19 protein-coding genes are annotated in these 24,303 nt (G+C 31.7%); 16 read left to right on the top strand and 3 right to left on the bottom strand.

Going from position 1 to position 24,303, the window contains the following annotated elements:
* Window positions 1–343 precede the first annotated feature (343 nt).
* The gene (locus tag AAC008_RS14690; RefSeq protein ID WP_339890247.1) at window positions 344–1,108 is read left to right on the top strand and encodes a DUF4382 domain-containing protein; all 765 of its coding nucleotides are present in this window, start codon (window positions 344–346) and stop codon (window positions 1,106–1,108) included.
* 856 nt (window positions 1,109–1,964) lie between these two features.
* On the opposite strand, the gene AAC008_RS14685 is transcribed toward AAC008_RS14690, so the two are convergent.
* From AAC008_RS14685 to AAC008_RS14675, 3 genes are all read right to left on the bottom strand, one after another.
* Window positions 1,965–2,537, bottom strand: coding sequence for a hypothetical protein (locus tag AAC008_RS14685; protein WP_339890246.1), 573 nt, complete (start codon window positions 2,535–2,537; stop codon window positions 1,965–1,967).
* A 1,138-nt stretch (window positions 2,538–3,675) separates the two neighbouring features.
* On the bottom strand, window positions 3,676–4,086 hold the full coding sequence (locus tag AAC008_RS14680) for a hypothetical protein (RefSeq protein WP_339890244.1): 411 nt from the start codon (window positions 4,084–4,086) through the stop codon (window positions 3,676–3,678).
* Window positions 4,087–4,241: 155 nt separating this feature from the next.
* Window positions 4,242–4,754, bottom strand: a complete 513-nt coding sequence (locus AAC008_RS14675; RefSeq protein ID WP_339890242.1) for a hypothetical protein — start codon at window positions 4,752–4,754, stop codon at window positions 4,242–4,244.
* A 253-nt stretch (window positions 4,755–5,007) separates the two neighbouring features.
* On the opposite strand from AAC008_RS14675, the gene AAC008_RS14670 reads away from it, so the two are divergent.
* The 15 genes from AAC008_RS14670 to AAC008_RS14600 all read left to right on the top strand — a co-directional run.
* A complete protein-coding gene (locus AAC008_RS14670) occupies window positions 5,008–7,794 on the top strand; it encodes a DEAD/DEAH box helicase family protein (RefSeq protein WP_339890240.1) in 2,787 nt (928 codons plus the stop codon).
* Window positions 7,794–9,140 carry a restriction endonuclease subunit S gene (locus AAC008_RS14665; protein ID WP_339890239.1) on the top strand — a complete coding sequence of 449 codons (1,347 nt, stop codon included), beginning with the start codon at window positions 7,794–7,796 and terminating at the stop codon, window positions 9,138–9,140. Before AAC008_RS14670 ends, AAC008_RS14665 begins: the two co-directional genes overlap by 1 nt.
* Window positions 9,141–9,157: 17 nt before the next feature.
* Window positions 9,158–10,438 (top strand): hypothetical protein, encoded by a 1,281-nt coding sequence (locus tag AAC008_RS14660; protein ID WP_339890238.1) that lies wholly within the window; start codon window positions 9,158–9,160, stop codon window positions 10,436–10,438.
* A 2-nt stretch (window positions 10,439–10,440) separates the two neighbouring features.
* Window positions 10,441–11,742: a patatin-like phospholipase family protein gene (locus tag AAC008_RS14655; RefSeq protein WP_339890237.1), complete on the top strand. Its 1,302-nt coding sequence runs from the start codon at window positions 10,441–10,443 to the stop codon at window positions 11,740–11,742.
* A 4-nt stretch (window positions 11,743–11,746) separates the two neighbouring features.
* Window positions 11,747–12,757, top strand: coding sequence for an MBL fold metallo-hydrolase (locus tag AAC008_RS14650; protein WP_339890236.1), 1,011 nt, complete (start codon window positions 11,747–11,749; stop codon window positions 12,755–12,757).
* 6 nt (window positions 12,758–12,763) lie between these two features.
* Window positions 12,764–14,254: a class I SAM-dependent DNA methyltransferase gene (locus AAC008_RS14645; RefSeq protein WP_339890234.1), complete on the top strand. Its 1,491-nt coding sequence runs from the start codon at window positions 12,764–12,766 to the stop codon at window positions 14,252–14,254.
* A gap of 30 nt (window positions 14,255–14,284) precedes the next feature.
* Window positions 14,285–14,962 (top strand): DUF4339 domain-containing protein, encoded by a 678-nt coding sequence (locus AAC008_RS14640; RefSeq protein ID WP_339890233.1) that lies wholly within the window; start codon window positions 14,285–14,287, stop codon window positions 14,960–14,962.
* 12 nt (window positions 14,963–14,974) lie between these two features.
* Entirely contained in the window at window positions 14,975–15,175 is a 201-nt protein-coding gene (locus AAC008_RS14635; protein WP_339890232.1) for a YqaE/Pmp3 family membrane protein, read from the top strand.
* 10 nt (window positions 15,176–15,185) lie between these two features.
* Entirely contained in the window at window positions 15,186–15,902 is a 717-nt protein-coding gene (locus AAC008_RS14630) for a GYF domain-containing protein (protein WP_339890231.1), read from the top strand.
* Window positions 15,903–15,994: 92 nt separating this feature from the next.
* On the top strand, window positions 15,995–18,073 hold the full coding sequence (locus AAC008_RS14625) for an AAA family ATPase (protein WP_339890229.1): 2,079 nt from the start codon (window positions 15,995–15,997) through the stop codon (window positions 18,071–18,073).
* A complete protein-coding gene (locus AAC008_RS14620) occupies window positions 18,066–19,322 on the top strand; it encodes a restriction endonuclease (protein WP_339890227.1) in 1,257 nt (418 codons plus the stop codon). Before AAC008_RS14625 ends, AAC008_RS14620 begins: the two co-directional genes overlap by 8 nt.
* A 31-nt stretch (window positions 19,323–19,353) precedes the next feature.
* The gene (locus AAC008_RS14615) at window positions 19,354–19,848 is read left to right on the top strand and encodes a hypothetical protein (RefSeq protein ID WP_339890226.1); all 495 of its coding nucleotides are present in this window, start codon (window positions 19,354–19,356) and stop codon (window positions 19,846–19,848) included.
* Window positions 19,849–20,348: 500 nt separating this feature from the next.
* Window positions 20,349–21,215 carry a DUF808 domain-containing protein gene (locus AAC008_RS14610; protein ID WP_339890225.1) on the top strand — a complete coding sequence of 289 codons (867 nt, stop codon included), beginning with the start codon at window positions 20,349–20,351 and terminating at the stop codon, window positions 21,213–21,215.
* 585 nt (window positions 21,216–21,800) lie between these two features.
* A complete protein-coding gene (locus tag AAC008_RS14605; protein ID WP_339890223.1) occupies window positions 21,801–23,141 on the top strand; it encodes a DEAD/DEAH box helicase in 1,341 nt (446 codons plus the stop codon).
* 813 nt (window positions 23,142–23,954) lie between these two features.
* Window positions 23,955–24,303 (top strand): hypothetical protein (locus tag AAC008_RS14600; RefSeq protein WP_339890222.1); only part of this gene is annotated, 349 nt, incomplete at its 3' end.

Raw genomic sequence — 24,303 nt, 5'->3', positions numbered from 1 at the left:
AAACGGATTTTCACAGATTTTTAAAAATAATTATAATGATTTGTATGGGTTTCTTGCTTTGTCAAGGTGAAAAACTTGGGTAATGGGTAAAAGGGATTAGGGATTAGGGATTAGGGATTAGGGATAATAAACAAAATTATAAAGATTTCTCAAATTTCTTAAATCTGTGTTCCAAAACAATTCATAATTAACAATTCACAACTAATAAAAATCTGTGTTCCAAAAAAAACTTATGGTTTTCAAAGCAAATGAAAATTTTATAATTTAAAAACTAAAAAGTGTAACTTATCAAGTACTGCACTACAATAACTTTACATATATTAATTTTTAAAAACATATTGTTATGAAAAAGAAACTTTTAAGCATATTAATGATTGCGTCGGCATTCGTTATAATTTCGTGCAACAATGATGACAAGGCATCAAGTTACCCATTATCGGTAAAAATGACTGACGCTCCAGCAGATTATGATGCTGTTAACATCGATTTACAAGGTGTTGAAATAAAAGGAGAAAATGGTACAGACGTTTTATTGAATGTAAATGCAGGTATTTACAATTTATTAGACTTTTCTAATGGAATAAGTACATTAATTGCAACTAGTACTTTAAATACAGCAAAAATATCACAGATTCGTTTGATTTTAGGAACAAACAATACAATCGTCGTTGATGGTGTTGTTCACCCATTAGAAACTCCTAGTGCTGAACAAAGTGGTTTAAAATTGCAAATTAATGAAACTTTAATTGCTGATATTCAAAACGAAATTTTATTAGATTTTGATGCGCATCAATCTATTGTGGTGAATGGTAATGGAACCTATAAACTAAAACCAGTTGTTCGTACAATTGTGACTCAAGTTTCTGGAAACATTGCTGGTTCAATTAATGCAATTGGAGTTGCAGCAGTTGTAACAGCAACATCTTCAACAGGTGTAGATTATTCAACAAGTGTAAATGCAACTGGTCAGTTTCAAGTAACAGGATTAGCTGCTGGAATTTATACCCTAACAGTTACTCCTCAATTACCTTATTTACAAGTAATTCAAACTGGAGTTGTTGTACAAACAGGTTTAACTACACAAGTAGGAATAGTCAATATACAATAGGTTAGAATTCATTTTCGATTATCTTCTTATACAATACTAACATCTAACTTACCTGCGAGGAAGAAAGATATAAATACCAAGTAAAGCTATTACTTAACTTTTATATTTACGTTAGTATTGTTAAGTTGATAATCGATTTTTTTATGAGTACCTTTTTTCTTAGTTACTAAAAACCAATAAATTATAAAGTTTCCTCTAATTTCTTTACCTGAGCCTGAAAGTGCGAACTGACGAAGTAATCTGTGTTGTGAAAAGGTAATAGGTACTAGGCAATAGGCAAAAGGGATTAGTAAAGAGAAACTTTGTGTAACAATTTCAAGCAAAGCGTAAAAATCCGTGACCATCAGTGTTTGGCACAATCAATCCGTATTATCCGCGTTCCTTTTTTAACCGCAAAGACGCGAAGGTTTACGCTAAGTTCTCAAAGAAATCTCCTCACAAACTTGTCACCCTGAAAGGGTCTTACACAAACCAAGAAATTATAAAAATTTCTCCAATTTCTTAAATCTGTGTTCCAAAAAAATTGAAAATAAAAATCCGTGACCATCAGCGTTTGACGAAGTCAATCCGTCTCATCCGTGTTCCTTTTTTAACCGCAAAGTTGCAAAGTTATACGCAAAGTTCGCAAAGAAGTCTCCCCACAAACTTGTCACCCTAAAAGGGTCTCACACAAACCAAGAAATTATAAAGAATTCTTTAATTCCTCAACCCGAGCCTAAAAGTGCGAACAGACGAAGTAATCTGTGTTCCAAAACAACTCACAATTTATAATTCACAATTTATAATTCACAATTTATAATTAATAAAAATCTGTGCTCCAAAAAATGAAAAGTTTGTAGATATATTTTACCTATTTTTATTTAAGAAGTACCTCATCATGAGTTTGTTCACTAAGACCAGTGGGCATTCTATTTAATACTACATTGTCAACATACATAACACCTCTTCTAATTTCAAAAGAATTTCTAGACTTAGAAGGCAATGCTGTAATTACACTTACATCACCACGATCCACTAACTTTGCAGTTACAGCTGTATCTGTTCCAAGATTTATTTGTAATTGTGAATCTTTTGGGATTACACCTGAGTTAACATATGGTTGTATTTGGACAATTAATGTCTTATTATCTATAAATCCTAATTTATACGGTTGTAAAAATTTTAAAGAATCACCATAGTTAATTGAAGAATTAACCCTAAGTTTTTGTTTTAAATCTGAACTGTAATAAGTGTACTTTAATTGATTCGTTTTTAAATCATAAACCTCTAATTTAGTTTTGCTATCAAAGATTGAATTTTTTAATAAAATAGATGCTAAAGCTAAATACTTCCCATCTGGAGAAACTGATAAATCATCGAGCCTCCATGCTCCCATATTAATTGAAGGTACATTTAATACCTTAGCGTGAAATGGTTTTTTGTTACTCATTAACGCACTCTGAACTACATCATTTTTTAAGTAAAATATTTGTGTAGTACCACAAGACATTAACATACTTATACAAAACATTACGATGATGTGAATTTTTAAATTTTTCATAAGATTAGATTTAAAATGAATATATTATTTCTACTAGTAGTAGACCCTTTTTCTTTTTTTGGTTACTTTACTTTATTGATTTTATAATGCATAAAAAAATCTCTATTTCAGTAATAATTTTAAAGTTTTAAGTAAATTTAAAAATATTATATATTTAATTATCAAGTGTTTACACCCTTTCTTATAGGGTGTTTACCCTGTTTTTTTTAAAATTATAATATGAATAAAAAGGAAATTATGTATATCCTAACGAAGGAAGTAACCCACAAGAAACTCCACAAACAAAAAACACGTGACCATCAGCGTTTGACAAAGTCAATCCGTATCATCCGCGTTCCAAACCTATGTAACCTATCCAGAGCAAAGCGACTATTAAAAAAAAACTATGTGCCTATGTGGTAAAAAAACTACCCACAAAACAATCCCCACAAACTTGTCACCCTGAAAGGGTCTAACACAAACCAAGAAATTATAAAGATTTCTCTAATTTCTCAAATCTGTGTTCCAAAATGAATTTAAAATTTAGAAATATTAGATAAACTTTAGGACAACTAACACCACAAACCAAGAAATTATAAAAATTTCTCTAATTTCTCTAATCTGTGTTCCAAAAAATAAAAATAACAATCCGTGACCATCAGCGTTTGACGAAGTCAATCCGTATCATCCGCGTTCCAAACCTATGTACCCTATCCAGAGCAAAGCGACTATTAAAAAAAAACTATGTGCCTATGTGGTAAAAAAACTACCCACAAACTTGTCACCCTGAACGGGTCTTACACAAACCAAGAAATTATAAAAATTTCTCCAATTTCTTAAATCTGTGTTCCAAAAAACAATCCGTGACCATCAGCGTTTGACAAAGTCAATCCGTGTCATCCGCGTTCCAAAACAACTCACAATTCATAATTAACAATTCACAACTAATAAAAATCTGTGTTCCCAAAAAAAAAATTACAACCCTATTCAAAAACAAAAAAGGCCGTCCCAAACAGAACAACCCTTTTCTCCTCATTTAAAATTAAATTTACAATGTTCCTTTGTGATCCGTCACCACAGTAATAAAAGCATTCACCTCATCCAACTCCTTCACTACTCTTGCCAAGTCTAATTCCTTCTCTAACAAAGCAACAGCCCCATAACTCTCCTTACGATTTTCAAGCAAGAACTTCTTGTATTCCAACTTCACTTTCTTCTTAATCTCCTCCTCCTTTGTTGGACCATCAGGCAAAACACCAATAATCGTATTCACGGCAGACAACTCCACCAACACCCCTTGCAAAATAGCATCCACTTCAACCGAAGTTGTGGCATACTTATTTGTTAAACGCTCTTCCGAAAGCTTTTTGAACTCTAAATCGGCTTTCTCTTTTCCTGCACTTGTTAATAAAACATCGCAATCTCCTACGGTTGTTAAACCACTAATTGTGTAACTCATAATAAATAAATTTAAAAATTAATATTGTAAGAGTTATCGCAAATCAAATGCCGAATTTTATTAAAAAATTAAATTTTAAAATAAATTTAACTATCTGAAGACCAAATACATAAATGTAAGTTAATAATTATACTATTTTAAAATATCTTGCGTTATTATAGCTTTTTCTTACGATGCCTTAAAAGGGTTTCTTCATACTTTAAGACTTCTAATTTAATTTTAAGGACTTCTTGTTGGGCCAAAGTATTTTTATCCAACACATTATTAGCTTTAATTTCCAACACTTTAAGAAGCAATTCATTTTGAGCCTCCTGTTGATAACTAGCCAGAAAATGTAAGGTGTTTAAAGCCGCTTGAAAATTTTTTTGCATACGAGTTAATTTTCTTTGCAATTGCAACTGTTTAACGCTATTGTCCATTAAGAGACTAACCTTAGCTTTTTGCATTTCATCCTCTTGCTTTTGTTCCTGTACCAACTTAGCTTGTTTGACTAGAGTAATTTTATTTACATGCAATTGTACAGTTGCTAACTTAACTTTACTCTTTGCAGATAAACCTCTTTGTCCTAAAGCAACCATAGACCATTGACTTCTTGTGATACCCAGCAACATAGCCATTTCTTCTTGTGAAATTAATAGCGGTTCCTTAAAAAATGATTTCTTTTTCATCCTGTATTATTTTGTGGCAAAAAAAACACAACAAAAATTTTGCCACAGATTTGTGGCAATTAAAATAATTTTAATAAAATTGCCACAATTTTTATTCATTTAAAAATTTTAGCATAATGCGGGAAACCGTAAAACATTCTCAAATGCTTTCTTTACATTTACAAATCAATACTAACTTTCGTACAAAATAGGTGTTTTTCCTGTTGGTAAATTGAGTAAAAAATAGTACGTTTGATAATTCTAAAAATAATTAATGCATAACCAGAATCCTGAGCAAATAGCACGTGATAACATTGATAAGCAATTGATTGCTTGTGGATGGGTTATTCAGGATAAGAAGAAATTTAATCTTGCGGCTGGACTTGGTGTTGCTATTAGAGAATACCAAACCGATATTGGTCCTGCGGATTATGTTTTGTTTATAGATAAAAAACCTATTGGTATTATTGAAGCCAAAAGAGAAGAAGAAGGTTTACGTTTAACTACTGTTGAAGAACAATCTTCTCAATATGCCAATGCCAAACTTCGTTTATTAAATAACGACCCTTTGCCTTTTGTGTATGAAAGTACTGGTGAGGTAACTCGTTTTACCGATTATAGAGATCCAAAACCTCGTTCTAGAACCGTTTTTACTTTTCATAGACCTGAAACTTTTGTGCAATGGTTGAGTCAAGAGAAAACGCTTCGTGCTCGTTTACAAGATTTACCCGAATTACCAATTGAAGGTTTGCGTGATTGTCAAGTAACTGCTATTACAAATTTAGATACTTCTTTTAAAGACCAACGACCAAAAGCCTTAATACAAATGGCAACGGGTTCTGGTAAGACTTTTACAGCCATTACGTTTATTTATCGATTGCTTAAATATGCGAAAGCGAAGCGTGTTTTGTTTTTAGTAGATACTAAAAACTTAGGAGAACAAGCCGAAAGTGAGTTCCGAGCTTTTACGGCTAATGATGATAACCGATTATTCACTGAGTTATATGGTGTAACACGATTAAATAGTTCGTTTATTCCTAATGATTCGCAAGTATATATAAGCACGATTCAACGTATGTATTCTATTTTAAAAGATACAGAATTAGATGAAAGTGCTGAAGAAGAAAATCCTAACGAAACTCGTTTTATTCCAAAAGAGCCTGTTCCTGTTGGGTATAATGAAAAAGTGCCGATTGAGTTTTTTGACTTTGTAGTTATTGACGAATGCCATAGAAGTATATACAACCTTTGGAAACAAGTGTTGGATTATTTTGATGTGTTTCAAATTGGGTTAACCGCTACACCAGACAATAGAACCTTTGGTTATTTTAATCAAAATTTGGTATCTGATTATGGCTATGAAAAAGCGGTTATTGATGGGGTTTTAGTGCCTTATAATGTGTTTACCATTGAAACCGAAATTACCAAAAACGGTAGTGTGATTAAAATGGGTGAAAAAGTAGACAAACGCGAACGCTTAACGCGAAGAAAGTTTTGGGAAGCTTTGGATGAAGATGAAGTCTATAGCGGTAAAAAGTTAGATAACGATATTGTCAACCCTAGTACAATAAGAACGATTATAAAAGCAACTAAAGATAATTTACCTGCTATGTTTCCTGACCGTAGAGACAGTCAAGGGAATTTTGAAGTACCGAAACTTTTGATATTTGCTAAAACCGATAGTCATGCCGAAGATATTATCAATATTGTACGGGAAGAATTTGGAGAAGAAAACAAGTTTTGCAAAAAGATTACTTATAAAAGTGAAGAAGACCCCAAAAGCGTCTTACAACAATTTAGAAACGATTATTACCCACGTATTGCCGTTACGGTCGATATGATTGCGACAGGAACAGACATTAGACCTTTAGAAGTGTTGTTGTTTATGCGTGATGTAAAAAGCAGAAGTTATTACGAACAAATGAAAGGTCGTGGAACGCGTACTTGTTCTATTGAAGAATTAAAAGCCAAAGGAACCCCTACTGCCAAGTTTAGCAAAGACCATTTTGTAATTATTGATGCTATTGGTGTAGAACAATCGCAAAAGACGGACAGTAGACCTTTAGAAAAAGCACCAGGCATTTCTTTAAAAGATGTGATTACGAGTGTTGCGATGGGAAATACTTCGGAAGACATGTTGAGCACTTTAGCCAATCGTTTGATTCGTTTGGAAAAGCAACTACAAGACAAACATAAAATAGAATTTACCGAAAAAGCCAATGGTTTAACCATTAATCAAGTGGTTAAGAAATTGTTGAATGCACATGATCCTGATATTGTCGAAAGTCAAAAGTCGAAAGTCAAAAGTGGGATGATGGGTATGCCTCCTATTGAAATTGAAAAAGCTATTGCTATTGAAAACCAAAAATTAATTGACGATGCGGTAGCGGTTTTTAACAATCCTGAGTTGCGTGATTTTGTGATTGATATTCGCAAAAAGCTAGACCAAATTATTGATGTAGTAAATATAGATACCATTACTAATATAGGTTGGGTAAAAGACCAAGAGGAAACCAGTACAGCATTGATAAATGATTTTAAGGCTTGGATAGAAACGAACAAAGACGAAATAACCGCTTTGCAAATCTTTTATGCCCAAGAGTATAGACACCGAACTTTTACCTATACCATGATAAAAGAACTGTGCGAAAAACTAAAAACAGAAAAACCTTTATTAGCTCCTGTGAGTGTTTGGAAAGCCTACGAGCAACTAGAAAAAACCACTGGCTCTGCTAAAAATGAGTTGATAGCTTTAGTGTCTTTGATACGAAGAGTTGTAGGAATAGATAGTACTTTGACCAGTTATGACAAAACTGTAGATGCCAATTTTAAAAAATGGATTTTTGAAAAAAATGCAGGAAAACACAATGCCTTTACCGAAGACCAAATGCAATGGTTGCGAATGATGAAAGACTATGTAGCCAATAGTTTTAGTATAGAAAAAGACGATTTTGATTTAAGCCCTTTTAATGCAGAAGGTGGATTAAGTAAAATGTGGCAGTTGTTTGGGGAAGAAACATATGTGATTATTAATGAATTAAATGAGGTGTTAGCAGCGTAATGAGTGATAAAAAATTACCAAAAAATTGGCAAATTAAAACTCTAGGTGAAGTTTGTGTGACTACCAGCGGTGGAACACCATCAAGAGGAAATAAAGCATATTATAATGGTTCTATTCCTTGGGTAAAATCAGGGGAATTGAATAAAGGTGTTATCTATGATACTGAAGAAAAAATTACTGAAGAAGCAATTAAGAATTCAAGTGCAAAGATTTTTCCAAAAGGTACTTTATTAATTGCTTTATATGGTGCTACAATTGGAAAATTGGCTTTTTTAGGAGTTGATGCAGCAACAAACCAAGCAGTTTGTGGAATTTACCAAAATGAAAATATTGATTCTAAATACTTATATAACTTCTTATTTAATAAAAAACAAGATTTAGTTAATCAAGGAATTGGTGGAGCACAACCTAACATTAGTCAAACTATTTTAAAAAAGTTAGAAATACCTTTTCCACCACTAGAAACCCAACAAGCAATTGTCTCCAAAATAGAAGAATTGTTTAGCGAGTTAGACAAAGGCATAGAAGATTTAAAAACCGCACAACAGCAACTCAAAACCTATAGACAAAGTGTGTTGAAATGGGCTTTTGAAGGAAAGTTGACTGAAGAATGGAGAAAAAAACAAGATGTTTTAAATTCAGTAGTTGATTTATTAAATAATATAAAAAAAGACAAACTAAAACTAAAAACGAAACCACTATCTCAAATAACTTCTGATGAATTAGATGAATTATTTGAAATACCAAAAGAATGGCAATGGGTTCGTAATCAAGATTATTTATTCGAGGTTAAAGATGGAACACATGATACTCCAAAATATGTTAATGAAGGAATTCCATTCATTACACAAAAGAACATTAAAGAAGATGGTCTAAACTTTAATAATGTACAATATATTTCAAAAGAAGATCATGAGAATTTTTATCAACGCTCAAATGTTTCAAAAGGCGATATATTAATTTCTATGATAGGACATTATAGAGGAATGACCGCAATTGTTGAAAACGATAAAGTGTTTAGTATTAAAAATGTTGGTTTGTTTAAATTTAATAACAAATACCAATATAATAAATTCAGTTATTATTTTTATAATTCAAGAATTGGTCTAAATATAATATTAAAAAAATCAAAAGGCGGAGCTCAACCATTTATTGGTTTAACTGAATTAAGAAATTGGCCTGTAATTGTTTGTTCTCTTGAAGAACAACACCAAATAGTTCAAGAAATAGAAAGTCGTTTGAGTGTTGCAGATAAAATGGAGGAAAGTATTGCACATAGTTTGTTACAAGCAGAGTCGTTGAGACAGAGTATATTGAAAAAGGCTTTTAGTGGGGAGTTGGTTTAATTAAAGAGAAAAAAATTATGTTGAATTCATTTTTTAAATTTCACCCAATAGGTCAGGGAGGATTTTATACAGGTCTTTTAGATTTCTATGGTAGTAACCACTCACAATTTAACTTTGTTTATGACTGTGGGACATTGAGTGAAAGAAGTAATTTAGACTATGCAATAGAAAGTTACAAAAATAGACTATGCAATAAGACAATTGATATATTATTTATTTCTCATTTAGATGATGATCATGTAAATGGAATTGTAGATTTATTGAACGGAATTAGATGTCAAAATATATATTTACCTTACTTAACTCCTTTTGAAAGGTTATTAGTTGCAATAAGACACAATCCAGGTGATACAGATGTCTTTCCTAATTTTATAAGGTTTATTACAAGTCCACATGATTATTTGCTAGAAATTGAAGGAGCTAATATTGGGAGAATAAATTATATTAAGGGAAATTCTGAAGGTGAATTTTCTATTGAAAAAAAAGTCATTGACCCTAATGAAACTAATAATGAGTTTACTGATAATTTAGATTTATTACCTCAAAGCGAATTCAACGCTGAAATTGCATCACTTTCACAAAACCTAAAAATTGCATTTAAGAAAGCTAATGGAAAACTCAATTTTGGTTTTCTATGGGAGTTCTATCTATTTCACGAACCCGGCACATTTGCACAAATAGTACTATTTAGGAATGCAATACATGATATTTATGGCTTTGAAGTTGATGAACAACTATCATCTGCCGAACTAGTTACAATTTTAGGAAATAGTGATAATTTAAAAGAGTTACGCAAAAGATTTAGAGCTATTTTTAGAAATCTAAATAAAACAAGTTTATTAGTTCAACATAAACCATTATCTTATAAATATTCAAGCATAAATAAAGATCAATATTTTACTTGGAATGTAGATCACTATTTTAATCCATCAATTAAGAATTTTAGACGTTTGATAAATAGTAATGCAAATCCAATCGATTATAGTTGGGGAGTAACTCTTTTAACAGGTGACATTGGATTAGATCAAATAGAAAATTCTAGCTACATCGAAAATCACTTAAAACATGTGCAAGTTTTTCAAGTGCCTCACCATGGTTCCAATACAGGTTGGAATAAACGTTATCTTGAAAAGCTTAATAATAAAGGTTTAACATCATCAATTATTAATTTTGGTTATGGTAATACCTATGGACATCCAAAATCTATTGTGCTTCAAGATTTAGATAATGATAACTTCGATCTTCGTTTTTGTAATCAGTTTGAAAGTTTTGAGTATCGAATTCACTTATATTTTTAATTATGAAAAACAATAAAAAAATTGGATTAAGCCTTTCTGGAGGTGGTTATAGAGCTACGATTTATCATTTAGGAACTCTAAGAAAACTTAAAGAAATGAACCTTCTTGACAAAGTTGATGTAATTTCTACAATATCAGGTGGTTCAATTACTGGAGCATATTATGGTTTAAAAGGTGATAATTTTGACAAATTTGATAAAGGGTTAATAAAGATTGTAAAAAAAAGTATTATTAGCGGTATATACTTTTCCCGTCGATTTATCTTTATAACATTTTTTTTAGTAATGCTTTTAGCCTTAATGATATTTTTATCGTTTACCAAATTTGCATGGCTAGTAACACCCATACTAATATTTACAGTTATTGTTATCATTAAGTATCAATTTAAAATTTTTCCTGTTAGTCGGATTATTGACAAATTGTATTCAAAATGGTTTTTTAATGGTAAAAAATTAAAAGATTTAAATCCAACTCCTATAATAGCGATCAATGCAACCAATGTTGAAACAGGAAGACCTTTTACTTTTTCTAAAAGTAAGATGAGTGATTCTGCTTATGAGTATTATAATAATGGTGAAAGTTCAATTCGTTTTAAACATGATAATTTTCCAATTTCTTTGGCAGTTGCTTCATCCACTTGTGTTCCATTTGCTTTTACACCAATTTTTATTGATAAAAAATATTTTCAAGATGAAAATGATTTTGATAAAATAAAACCTTGTTTAGTTGATGGAGGCGTGTATGATAATCAAGGTGTACATAAACTTACACATGGAAATAGCTCCTATGTATGTGATATAGTAATTGTAAGTGATGCAGGAGATATGATGCCAAAGATAAATTCATTTAATAATGTGATTCAACTTTTAGTAAGAACCAGTGATATTTTCATGAATCGAATTAAAAATTATCAAATGATTCAGCATGTTTATGATAATTATAAATTCAATAAAAAATCAATTGCATATCAATCTTTAGGATGGGATTTTGATAGCTGTATAAAAGGTTTTATGGATAATTTGAAAAAAGGGGCTATCATTGATGAAGTCATTAATACACATGAAATTTCTAGAATAGAAATTGAAAACGAAGAATGGGAATTAATACAAGACAAGCTTGAAGAAAGAATTAATTACAATGTCATAAAATCGAAACAGCCAACTAAAGATGAATTAAGTATTGCTAGGTCAGTTACAACAAATCTTAAAGCTTTAAAAGATAATGAAATTGAATCGTTAATAAAACAAGCCGCTAGTTTAACAGAAATACAAATTAAATTATATTGTCCAATTTTAATAGATTAATATTATGGCTTATGAAATAGAAATGCTTAATGTAGGAAATGCTGATGCAATTATACTAAGATATATTAATCCTAATGGAACTGAATATGTAGTTGTAATTGACGCAGGAAATAAAAATGACGGTATCAAAGTAGCTGAACAAATTAAAGCTTTTACAACTCAAAAGTTCATCGATTTAGCTATTTGTAGTCATCCAGATAGTGACCATATTGGAGGATTTTTTTATTTAATTGAAAATATGCGAATTGATGAATTTTGGATTCATGATCCTGCTAATCATGTTGATGTAAGTGAAATTAGAAAATCAATTAGTGAAGCAAGACTTACAAAAAGCATGGGTAAGATTACTGAGTCTATTGATAATAATATTAACTTATTAGAGATAATAAGAAAAAAAGGAATAACACACAAAGAGCCTTTCACTGGATTAAAGCATGAACATATTCCATTAACTATTTTGGGTCCATCAATTCCTTTTTATGAAAGTTTAATTAAAAATTTTAGGGATGTTAAGCAATTATTTGAAGAAGAAAGAATTTTAGAATATGATGATAAAGATGAATATGGTTTACTTTGGCAAATTTTAAATGAGGATGAATCTCTTTCTGATGTTCTTGACGAAGATGACGATAAATCTTCTGAAAATAATAGTAGTACTATAATAGCTTTTCACCCTGATAATGGAAAAAAATATTTGTTTACAGCAGACACAGGACCAATGGCTTTACAAGAAGTTGTTGATTTAGAACCTATATGGACTAAAGATTTAGATTGGCTTGATGTACCACATCATGGAAGTAAGAAAAATTTAAATTCATCACTAATAAAACATTTTTCACCAAAAGTTGCTTTTGTTTCAGGTAAAGGTAAAAGGAAGTATCCAAGTATGGCAGTAGTAAATGCGTTAAAAAAAGTTGGTGCATTAGTTTATTCTACAGCTAAATCTGAATGTAATATAGTACATAGAAATGGATTGGAATCAAGAAAAGGTTATGGAAACATTGAAAATTATTAAAATATTATGAGCAAAGAAAACACAAACGCATCCAGTATAGTCAGTAAAGTATGGGCATTTTGCCAAACCCTTAGAGACGATGGTGTAGGTTATGGAGATTACTTGGAGCAACTAACGTATTTGTTATTCCTAAAAATGGCAGATGAATACACCAAACCACCACACAATAGAACCATGCCTATTCCAAGCGAGTTTGCTTGGGAAACGTTAATTAGTAAAAGTGGTAGTGAGTTGGAGTTGCATTACAACATCATGCTTCGGGAGTTAGCCAAAGAAAAAGGGATTTTAGGACAAATCTTTGTCAAAAGTCAAAACAAAATACAAGACCCAGCCAAGTTGTACAAGCTAATCGCTTTAATCAATGCCGAAAGTTGGATTTTAATGGGTGTAAAAGACAAAGGGGATATCTATGAAGGTATTTTAGAAAAGAACGCGGAAGACACTAAAAGTGGAGCGGGTCAGTACTTTACACCTCGCCCATTAATCAAAGCTATGGTAGAATGCCTACAACCCGAACCTATGAAAACCATTGCAGACCCAGCTTGTGGTACAGGAGGTTTCTTCTTAGCGGCTTATGATTGGATTGTAGATAATCGCAACCTAGATAAAGATGCTGCCAAGTTCTTAAAATATGAAACGTTTTTTGGTAATGAAATTGTAGCGAGTACAAGACGTTTGGCTTTAATGAATTTGTTCTTACACAACATTGGAGACATCGATTCGGATAATTTTATATCACCAAATGATTCCTTAATTACTACTTCGAGTACTAAGTTTGATTACATCTTAGCCAATCCACCGTTTGGTAAAAAAAGTAGCATGACGTTTACTAATGAAGCAGGTGAACAAGAAAAAGAAGACTTGACCTATAACCGTCAGGATTTTTGGGTAACCACCAGTAACAAGCAATTGAACTTTGTGCAACACATTCGCACCATGCTTAAAACTACAGGTCAAGCCGCAGTAGTATTACCTGACAATGTTTTATTTGAAGGTGGCGTAGGAGAAACAGTGCGTAAGAAATTATTAGAAACTACAGATTTGCATACGATTTTACGTTTACCAACAGGTATATTTTATGCGAATGGTGTAAAAGCCAATGTGTTGTTCTTTGACGGTAAACCGTCAAGCAAAGACCCTTGGACAAAAGAGGTTTGGGTGTATGATTATAGAACCAATGTACATCATACCTTAAAAAAGAATCCTTTAAAACTTTCGGATTTAAAAGACTTTATCGATTTATATAAAACAGATAACAGGGCAAAACGAAAAGAAACATATAACGCTGAAAAGAATCCAGAAGGTCGTTGGAGAAAGTTTGCTTACGATGAAATTATTGCAAGAGATAAAACGAGTTTAGATATCACTTGGTTAAAAGACAAATCGTTAGCTGATTTAGATAATTTACCTGACCCAGATGAATTAGCTATAGATATTGTAGAAAATATTGAAGCTAGTTTGGAGAGTTTTAAGGCAATTATTGCTAGTTTAAAATAAGAGTAAACATTAATAATAGAATAATAAAAAATGAAAAAATACTTTTTACACAATGGTTCAGAAAACATAGGACCCTTTGATATTGAAGAATTAAAAGAGCAGAAAATAACTAAAGAGACGCAAGTATGGTATGAAGGTTTAGTGGACTGGAAAGAAGCTTCTGAGATTGAGGAATTAAAATCCATATTACCTGTTACTCCTCCACCATTAACAAAGAAAGTTGCTCCTCAAAGTTTTGCAGAAGCAAAAATTAGTGAACCTAAAAAAAAGAATATTTTTAGGAAAGTTCTAAAAATAATTGCTATTGTTTTAATAGTATATCTTGGAGCTGCATTGATTATTAATGCTATAAATGAAAATTCTTCTAATGAATCTAGTTATGTTGAAAGCGTAATGACTATTGAACAGATAGAAGCTCAATCTCCTTTAGATTATTTAAACGCTTCTGGTACTTATAATGAAAACTTTTTTGGTGATGCAATTAAAGTTAATGGGATAGTTACAAATAGTGCTACTATGACAACTTATAAAGATATTACTATTAGAGTTGATTATTACAGTAAAACAAAAACGTTACTAAATTCTGAAGAATATATGCTTTATGAGTTTTATTCTCCAAACTCAACTAAGGAATTTAAGTTGAAAGTTAAAAATTATAACAATGTAGCCAGTTTAGGTTGGGAGGTTGTAAATGCTAGTGTGAATTAATTATTGTAAAATATGAGATACGTTTTAGCGTTTTTCTTTCCTTGGTTGAGCTTGATGCTTCAAGGAAAAATAGGTTCAGGAATTATTTGTTTACTTCTTCAACTCACAATAATTGGGTGGATTCCAGCTTTTATTTGGGCTTACACAGCTTTAAATAGAATGTATGCAGATAGAAGAACAAACAAGCTTGTTAAAGCAATGAATAAAAGATAAAATACATAAAATGAAAAAATATTACTTACATGATGGAACTGAAAATATTGGTCCATTTGATATAGAAGAGTTGAAAGCACATAATATTACAAGAACAACAAAAATATGGTTTGATGGAATAGAAGATTGGAAAAACGCAGAGGAAATTGAAGAATTAAAAACAATTTTTACGTCTATTCCTCCGCCAATTAAAAAAAAACCAACTCCTCCTCCAATTAATTTGAATTCTATTAAACAGGTTGACGCAAAGTTTTTTGGATTAAGTAAAAAAACATTTATTATCATTATTGTTTCAATTGTACTATTGCTTTCTTTGATCATAAAAATTATACACAATTATAATATTGAAAAGATTGAAAAAGAGAATATTGAAACTGGTATTTACAATAAGCAGCTAAATATTCAGAATGAAGAAATTGCCAAGCAAAAAGAATTATTAGCTGAAAAAGAGCGTCTAGAAGAAGAACGAATTAAAAGAGAAAAGCAAATTGCTTTAGATAAAAGAATTCAAGAAATTGTAAAAGAATTAAATATTGCACATGAAGAACTTAGTAAAGCAAATAAAAAATTAGTTGATGTAACTGGATTTAAATTTCTAAGAACTTCAGAAGAAAGAGAAAGTCAAATCTTTGTTGCTCAAGAGAATATTTCAATTTGGGAAAATGAAATAGAAAAGCTAGAGAAAGAAATGACAAGAATTAACCCAAATTGGGGTGTGGGGATTTAAAAGATGAAACTAATTGATTAAATACAATAAGTCTTTAAAAAGCTAATGATTAAGACTTTTACAGTAGATTAATTAAAAAAATAGAAAGAGTAATGTCAAAAGTTTTAAAATATAAAGAATACGAAGAAGAAGTTTATAATTGGTTAATGGCTAAACATAAAGCCAAACCAGCATTTACTTTTTCCTTACGTCAAAACGGTTCTAAAGGAGCAGAATTAGATTATTTTATAGGAACAAGTAAATCTAATTATTTTGGCACCACCTTTTGGACTTTACCAGTTTCTTTTCCTGGTTCTTCTAGCGATTGCATTAATTTGATTTTCAAAACATCAAATAAAGGATATAGTTATTTTTTTGAACTTACTCAAACTAAAAGTCCTCATGATAATCAAAATACTTTTGCATTACAATATATTCAATCATTAGAAAATGATATAAAAACTTCTTTAGGTGCACAGTCTGTTACAGGAGCCAAACATAAAATGTATAGTATTAAAACTAAACCTATTCAAGATTATTATGTTAACCTCAATGAAATGCTATTAGACGTTGATAAGCAATTAGATGTTTTTCTTGATTTAGTAGATAAAAAACTGTTGAGTTTTAAAGTAGATAACCCATCTTTTGTCATGCATAGAATTACTAAAGAAGAGTTTGACTCTATGTTAGATAGAAAAGACAGTAGGTTTTTAAAATATGAAGATATTCATAGTGATGTAAAAATTGCAGAAAAAATTAAAACCGAAGAAAAAAAACCTAAAGTAGTTAAACCAAATAAATTTCCTTTAAATCAAATATTATACGGTCCTCCGGGAACGGGTAAGACCTATACTACTAAAGAATTAGCAGTCAAAATTGCTAACCCAAACTTTGTTTTTGATACTACATGGACAGATGATATAAAGCGAAAAGAAGTAATAAAGGAATATAACAAATTGTTTAAAGCGGGACAAATTGTATTTACTACTTTTCATCAAAGCATGAGCTATGAAGATTTTGTAGAAGGTATAAAACCTAAAATTGATGAAAGTGAGAATGAAGAAAAACAAGTAATTTATGAAGTTGAAAATGGCATTTTTAAACAATTAGTCGAAACAGCTAAAACTAAATTTGTTGAATCTAAAATTAATGATACTTTATATTTATTTGATGATGCATGGGATGATGTTATACAAGAAGCAAATAAACATATAGAAGAAGATAAACCATTGACATTATCAATTCAAACCCCTAATTTAGGTTTGAAAATTATAAACATTACTGATAAAGGAAACTTAATACTAAAACCTATTTATTCTGAAAATGCGAAAGAGTATACTATTTCCTATTCAAGAGCAAAAAGACTACATGAAGTGTTTCCTGATTTGTCAGTTATAAAAAATATTGATAAAGAATTTAGATTTGTTATTGGTGGTTCTAATTCAACAGCTTATTGGGCAGTTTTAAATAAAATTATTCAAAAGATTAAGGAGAGAGCTAAAGCAAATATTGAAACTGCTAATAAACCTTCTTTGCCTCATGTGTTAATTATTGATGAAATTAATAGAGGAAATGTATCAGCTATTTTTGGAGAATTAATTACATTGTTAGAAGAAGATAAAAGGTTAGGAAAAGAAGAAGCTTTAGAAATTATTTTGCCTTACAGTAAAAATAAATTTGGTGTACCTTCAAACTTATACATCATCGGAACCATGAACACAGCTGATAGAAGTGTAGAAGCTTTAGATACAGCTTTAAGAAGACGTTTTAGTTTTGTTGAGATGATGCCAGAATATGACAAACTACAAGCCATTGTATTTAACGGCTTTAATTTAGGGGAAGTTTTAGAGACAATTAATAAACGTGTTGAGGTTTTATTGGATAGAGATCATACTATTGGTCATTCATATTTTATTTCAATTGCAAGTAATGATGTTAAAAAATTGTCAATTACTTTTCAGAATAATATCATTCCATTGCTTCAAGAATACTTTTATGGCGATTATGAAAAGATTGCCTTAATCTTAGGTGAAGGTTTTATAGAATGTTATGATGTAAAAGAAAACAATGTAAGTTTTGCTGCTTTTTCAAAACCTATAGAAAAACCAGAAAATGTAAGAACTTTTCATCTTAAAAAACACATTAACAATATTGAAGAAGCAGTTCAATTATTATTAAATAGAAATGCTTAAACCCTTACATACTATACAAGTTTTTGAATACAGTTCGCTTCAATATGGAGTTGAATACCATAATGTTTTGTTTAAAGAAACGCATTTTAATGCTTTAGTTAAATTAAATGAACTGCATAAGAATAAGTATTTTACAATAGGTTATAAAAAAATAATATTTAAACAATACGTTGGTGTTATACAGGTTGATGGTTTAACTATTGAAATTTTACCAAAGATAGATAACGATACAAAAAGTGAAGCTGTGTGGCAAAATGCATTAATAGAAATGCTACAAGTCACCAAAAAATTAAAAGTACAAAAAGTAGGAAATGCCCATGTAAAAAAGCAACAAATTCATTTATTAGACATTTACTTTGAATGGTTTTTAAATGAGGTGCAACTCCTACTCCATCAAGGTTTAATCAAGCAATATTACAAAGAAACTAGCAACGTTAAAGCCTTAAAAGGTAAGTTAGAGTTTGCTGGTCATATTGCTAAAAACTTGGTTCATAAAGAACGTTTTTTCACTACACATCAGGTTTATGATAAAGACCATTTGGTACATCAAATACTAGGGCAAGCCTTATACATAATAGCTCAACTTTCAAAAGGAAATTATTTATACAACAGATGTAAGACGGTTCAGTTGGATTTTCCAGAAGTAACGAGTATAAAAGCGAATGACACTACTTTTTCTAAAATTCCGAAATCAAGAAAAACAGCTCCTTATGAAACAGCTTTAGCTATAGCAAGGTTAATTATATTAAACTATGCACCCAATGTTTCTAGTGGAAATGAAAAGATGTTGGCTTTGTTGTTTGATATGAATTCGCTTTGGGAAGAATATATATTAATTCGTTTAAAACAAGCAGCTGATAATGATGTTACTATTTATGGGCAAAACTCAACAGGCTTTTGGAATGGGATAAGTATTCGTCCAGATATTGTTATCGAAAAAGATAAAGGAGAGTCTAAAGAAACCTATATAATTGATACCAAGTGGAAAAATATTGATTATGTAATGCCTTCTACTCATGATTTAAGACAGATGTTTGTGTATAATAAGTATTGGGATTCTAAAAAAGCCATGCTGTTGTATCCTTCAAATGATACAAAAGAGTTTGAAAGTAAAAGTTTTATTGACTTTGAGGATCAAGAACATGGTTGTGCCTTAGGAAAGGTTTCTATTTTTAAAGATAATAAAGGTACTTTGGATGATGAAATAGGCACTAAGATATTGAGTTGGTTTGGGATTCCGGCGGAATGACAAGATTGTGTTACATTAATAAAATATAAATTTGAAAACCACAAAAAGATACACCCTAAACAACAACATACTAGAATTGTATGTCAAAAAATCACCACCCATAGGTCGTGGTTTTTTACTGTTTTTAGCCTTTGTTATGGTTGCTTTGCCTATACTAGGCATGGTTCTTAATTTTATAGACGGTAATGCTTTTCATTTTGGGTATCTTATGGGTTTGGGTCTTTTTACATTGGTTGCTTTTTATTTTGTGCGCTTGTTTCTTTGGAATACCTATGGTAAAGAGGTCATTGAAATTGTTGATTCAACTGTAAGTTATTATGTGGATTATCATTATTTTAAGGGGAATCAGAAAGTAATTAGTTACGAGGGTCTTACCTACTCTATTGTTCCTATAGGTTTTGAGGAGGAACAGGTTGGTAATTTGGTTATAAGTGCTAGTGAAAGTGATTATATTGAGTCTGGGGTGAATATGGATATTTCGGAGTTGGTGGTGTTGGTTGAGGAGTTGGAGCGTTTTGGGTTGTAGGTTGTAGGTTGCTCAGTTTGTGGAGTTACTTGTGGGTTCCCTCCTACGTCAGGATGACAAGTTTAAGCAGCATAAAAAATAACTATACATCATAAAAACGAGTCTTTGCGAGGCACAGCTTGTTCCGTTTTTACGGAAAAGCAAGCCCATGACGGTTAATAAATATGTGAAAGAAAAGCTCATGAAAGGCTACGTAAACGTGAAAGGAGTACTTATGAGGTTTTACGTTAGCGTGATGAGGTTGATTATGATGTTTACGGTAAGTTGGAAAGATAGCTTTTCCGTAAAAACGGAACAGGGTGTGCCTCGCTATGACGGGTGTGGATGAGCTGAACGGTGAGTTGATGAGGTTGATTATGATGTTTACGGTTAGTTGGAAAGATAGCTTTTCCGTAAAAACGGAACAGGCTGTGCCTCGCTATGACGGGTTAGCAAGACGTTTTTGGATTGTTGAGAATTGCATAATAAAAGTATTAAAAATTAAAAAAATTATATAAAAAATGGCTTCAGGAATATTTGCATTATTAGATGATATCGCAGCGTTGATGGACGACGTGGTTGTGATGAGTAAAATTGCTACTAAAAAAACAGCAGGTATATTAGGGGATGATTTAGCGGTTAATGCTGAAAAGGCATCGGGCTTTGTATCGTCTCGTGAGATTCCGGTATTGTGGGCCATAACTAAGGGTTCGTTTCTTAATAAACTCATTATTTTACCACTTGCCTTTGTATTGAGTTATTTTGTGCCTTGGTTGATTACGGTAGTGCTTATTTTAGGGGCTGTCTATTTGGCTTATGAAGCTGCTGAAAAAATATATGAATACGTTGTTCCTCATCCAAAAGCGGTTAGCTTAGCGGACGGCATAAATCTATCTCCAGAGGAATTAGTCGTACAAGAAAAAGCCAAAATAAAAGCCGCTATAGTAACCGATTTTATCTTATCGGTAGAAATTATCATTATAGCTTTAGGTACTGTTTTGGAAAAAACAATCACCACGCAAATAATTGTGGTTTCTTTTATTGCATTTCTAGCCACTGTTGGTGTTTATGGCGTAGTTGCGGCTATAGTGCGTATGGATGATGTGGGTATTGTACTGACCCAAAGAAAAAGTAAAGTTTCTCAAACTATAGGTAAACTGTTGATTCAAACACTTCCCTTAGTCATAAAAGGACTTGCCTTTGTTGGTACTATTGCTCTAATTTTAGTAGCTGGTGGTATTTTTGTACATAACATTGAACCTGTACATCATCTGTTGGAAGGATTGCCTGCTATTGTTGGTGAGTTTATTGCTGGGGCTGTTGGTGCAATTTTAATCTTTTTGGTGGTAAAAGGGTTTGCATTGGTTTGGAAGGGGTTTAAGAAATAGGAAGGTTATAGGTTGTAGGTTGTTTTGTTTGTGGAGTTTTTTTTTAGGAACACAGATTGGAGAAATTTTTATAATTTTTATAATTTTAGTTGTTTGTGTGGGGTCCTTATAGAATGACAAGTTTGTGGCTTGTTTTTTAACCACATAGGGCACATAGGTTTTTTCTTTATTGGGTTGAGGCGCTTTGCTTTGCATAGGCTTACATAGTTTAACTTCCTAGCGTACTTTGCGTAAAACTTTGCGACTTTGCGTTAAAAAAAGAACACAGATTAAATAAATTAAAGAAATCTTTATAATTTTAATTTGTTTGTGGGGTTTCTTGTGGGTTGCCTCCTTCGTCAGGGTTGACAAGATTGGGAAATTGGTTTGTGTGAGAGCCTTACAGGATGATAAGTTTGTGGGATACTTCTTTGTGGGCTTAGCTTCTCAGTCAATAAGCTTCACAGTCACTAAGTTACTTACCCTTTTAAAATCTATGTGGTTAAAAAAATTGTGAGTATTGAGAGTTTAGGTATCTTTGCATCAGACCCATATTGCTTTGCCTTTTAGAACACAGCTCTTGGGTTTCAACAAATACAAAAAAAAATGTCAAAAAAATTCTCTTATTTAGGAATTTCAACCCCTATAGCAAAAGCCCTTACTGAATTAAACATTGTAGTTCCTACGGAAATTCAAGAAAAAGTAATTCCGTTATTATTAGCTAATACAACAGATTTAGTGGGACTTGCCAAAACAGGTACTGGTAAAACAGCTGCTTTTGGATTGCCTCTTTTGCAATTAATCGATACAAGTTCTCCAGTGGTTCAGGCTGTTGTTTTAGTTCCAACAAGGGAATTGGGACATCAGATTTTCAGCAACTTAGAGGGTTTTGCTAAATACCTACCAGAAGTTTCTATAGCAGCTACTTGTGGTGGAATTCCGATTAAGCCTCAAATAGAGCGCTTGTCTGCTCCTACTCATATTGTAGTGGCTACTCCAGGTCGTTTAATTGATTTGATTCAGAAAAAAGCCATTTCGCTTAAGGATACTAGATTTTTAGTATTAGATGAAGCCGATGAAATGGTTTCTATTCTAAAAGAAAGTCTGGATGAAATTGTGACTGAATTACCCAAAGAACATAAAACACTTTTGTTCTCTGCAACTATGCCGGGAACTATAAAGCAATTGATTCAGAATTACTTGCATAAAAACGTAGTTCAGGTAAGTGCTAATATGGAAACGGTTGGAAATCAAGGTATCGATCACGAGTACATTGTGGTAAATCCTATTGAAAAACTGGATGTATTAATGCATTTCTTAAACACCAAAGAAGGCGAACGTGGAATTATCTTTTGCAAGACAAAAGCTGCGGTAAATAAATTGGCTAAGAATTTGGCTATCAATCGCTTTTCATCTGGTGCCTTACACGGTAGTTTAACACAAGGGATTCGTGATAGAATCATGGAGCAATTTCGTGCGGGTCATATCAATATTTTAGTAGCTACTGATTTAGCGGCTAGAGGAATTGACGTAAAGGAAATTTCGTATGTAGTCAATTATCATTTACCAGATGCTTATGAAGCTTATGTACACCGTAGTGGTAGAACTGCCAGAGCGGGTGCTAAAGGATTATCGTTAACAGTTCTTCAAGAGGAAGAGGTTAAGGAAATTGTGAATTTTGAAAAGGAATTGGGTATTAAGTTCAAAGAGTTTAAAAAACCAAGTACGACTAGTATCGAAGAAAACAATACGCTTTTATGGGCGAAACAAATCTTTAAAACGAAACCAAATCATGAGGTGGATGAGGATTTGAAAACTAAAGTCAAAACTGTTTTTCATCATTTAACGAAGGATGAGTTGATTGATAAGTTGTTGGCTAATTATTTGTTGCAAAATAAGAATGTTCCTGTGGAGAAGCCTGTTAAGAGACAGAAGATGAAGAGGTAGTTAGTTCTTAATTGTGAATTGTGAGTTTTTTTGGAACACAGATTAGTGAAATTTTTATAATCTTTATAATTTATTTGGTTTGTGGGTAGTTTGAACGCGAATATTACGGATTGACTTTGTCAAACGCTGATTTACACGGATTTTTTGTATTGTAGGTAAATGGATTCTTTCTTATAAAAATAATACTTAATCCTTTATCGTCAGTTCGAGTGGTTTTGTGGAATGTAATGGAATAAAACTGTATCGAGAACGGTTGTTATAAAACCATAATGACTGATTGTTTTTTGGAACACAGATTAGAGAAATTTTTATAATCTTTATAATTTCTCTGGTTTGTGGGTAGTTTGAACGCGAATATTACGGATTGACTTTGTCAAACGCTGATTTACACGGATTTTTTGTATTGTAGGTAAATGGATTCTTTCTTATAAAAATAATACTTAATCCTTTATCGTCAGTTCGAGTGGTCCCTTTCTCCCTTTCTCCCCTTCTCCCCTTCTCCCTTTCTCCCTTTCTCCCTTTCTCCCTTTCTCCCTTTCTCCCCTTCTCCCTTTCTCCTATTCTCTCACACTCCTATTCTCTCACACTCCTATTCTCTCACACTCCTATTCAATCTGTATCCAAAATTAGAAAACTGACTACTACTAAAATAATAAAACAGTATTTATTTCCGTTTTTATTAATGCAATGCTTAAAATTTATTTGTAGTAAAGTAAAATTTGATTAATCCTTTTATTAATCCTAAAAAAAAAGCTACATTTATATCCTATAAAATAATTTAGGACTACCCGTTATAACAAAATTAATTAAATTATGGCAATCAGTACAAAAATCAGCATTACTATTGGAGGCGAGACACTTACCCGATTTTCCAAGTTAGTCATTCATCAAAAAGTGCACACGCACCATACATTTTCAGTATTGCAACCTTTGCCAAAAGAATTTGTGAGTCAAGCCATTGATAAAGCCCAAAGTTATATTGGTGAGCCTATCAAAATCGAAATAACACCAACGAGTCTTTCCACTAATTCACCATTTGTTTTTAACGGAATAATCACAGAAGCCCAGATGATTCGCACCTCTGGAGCAGCTGGTGGAATTATAATCAACGGATATAGTCCAACCATCGTTATGGAAGGAACTCCAAAAACAGTTTCTTACA

It is taken from the genome of uncultured Flavobacterium sp. (assembly GCF_963975515.1).
Lineage (GTDB): Bacteria > Bacteroidota > Bacteroidia > Flavobacteriales > Flavobacteriaceae > Flavobacterium.
This window is presented reverse-complemented; position numbering and strand designations above follow the sequence as displayed.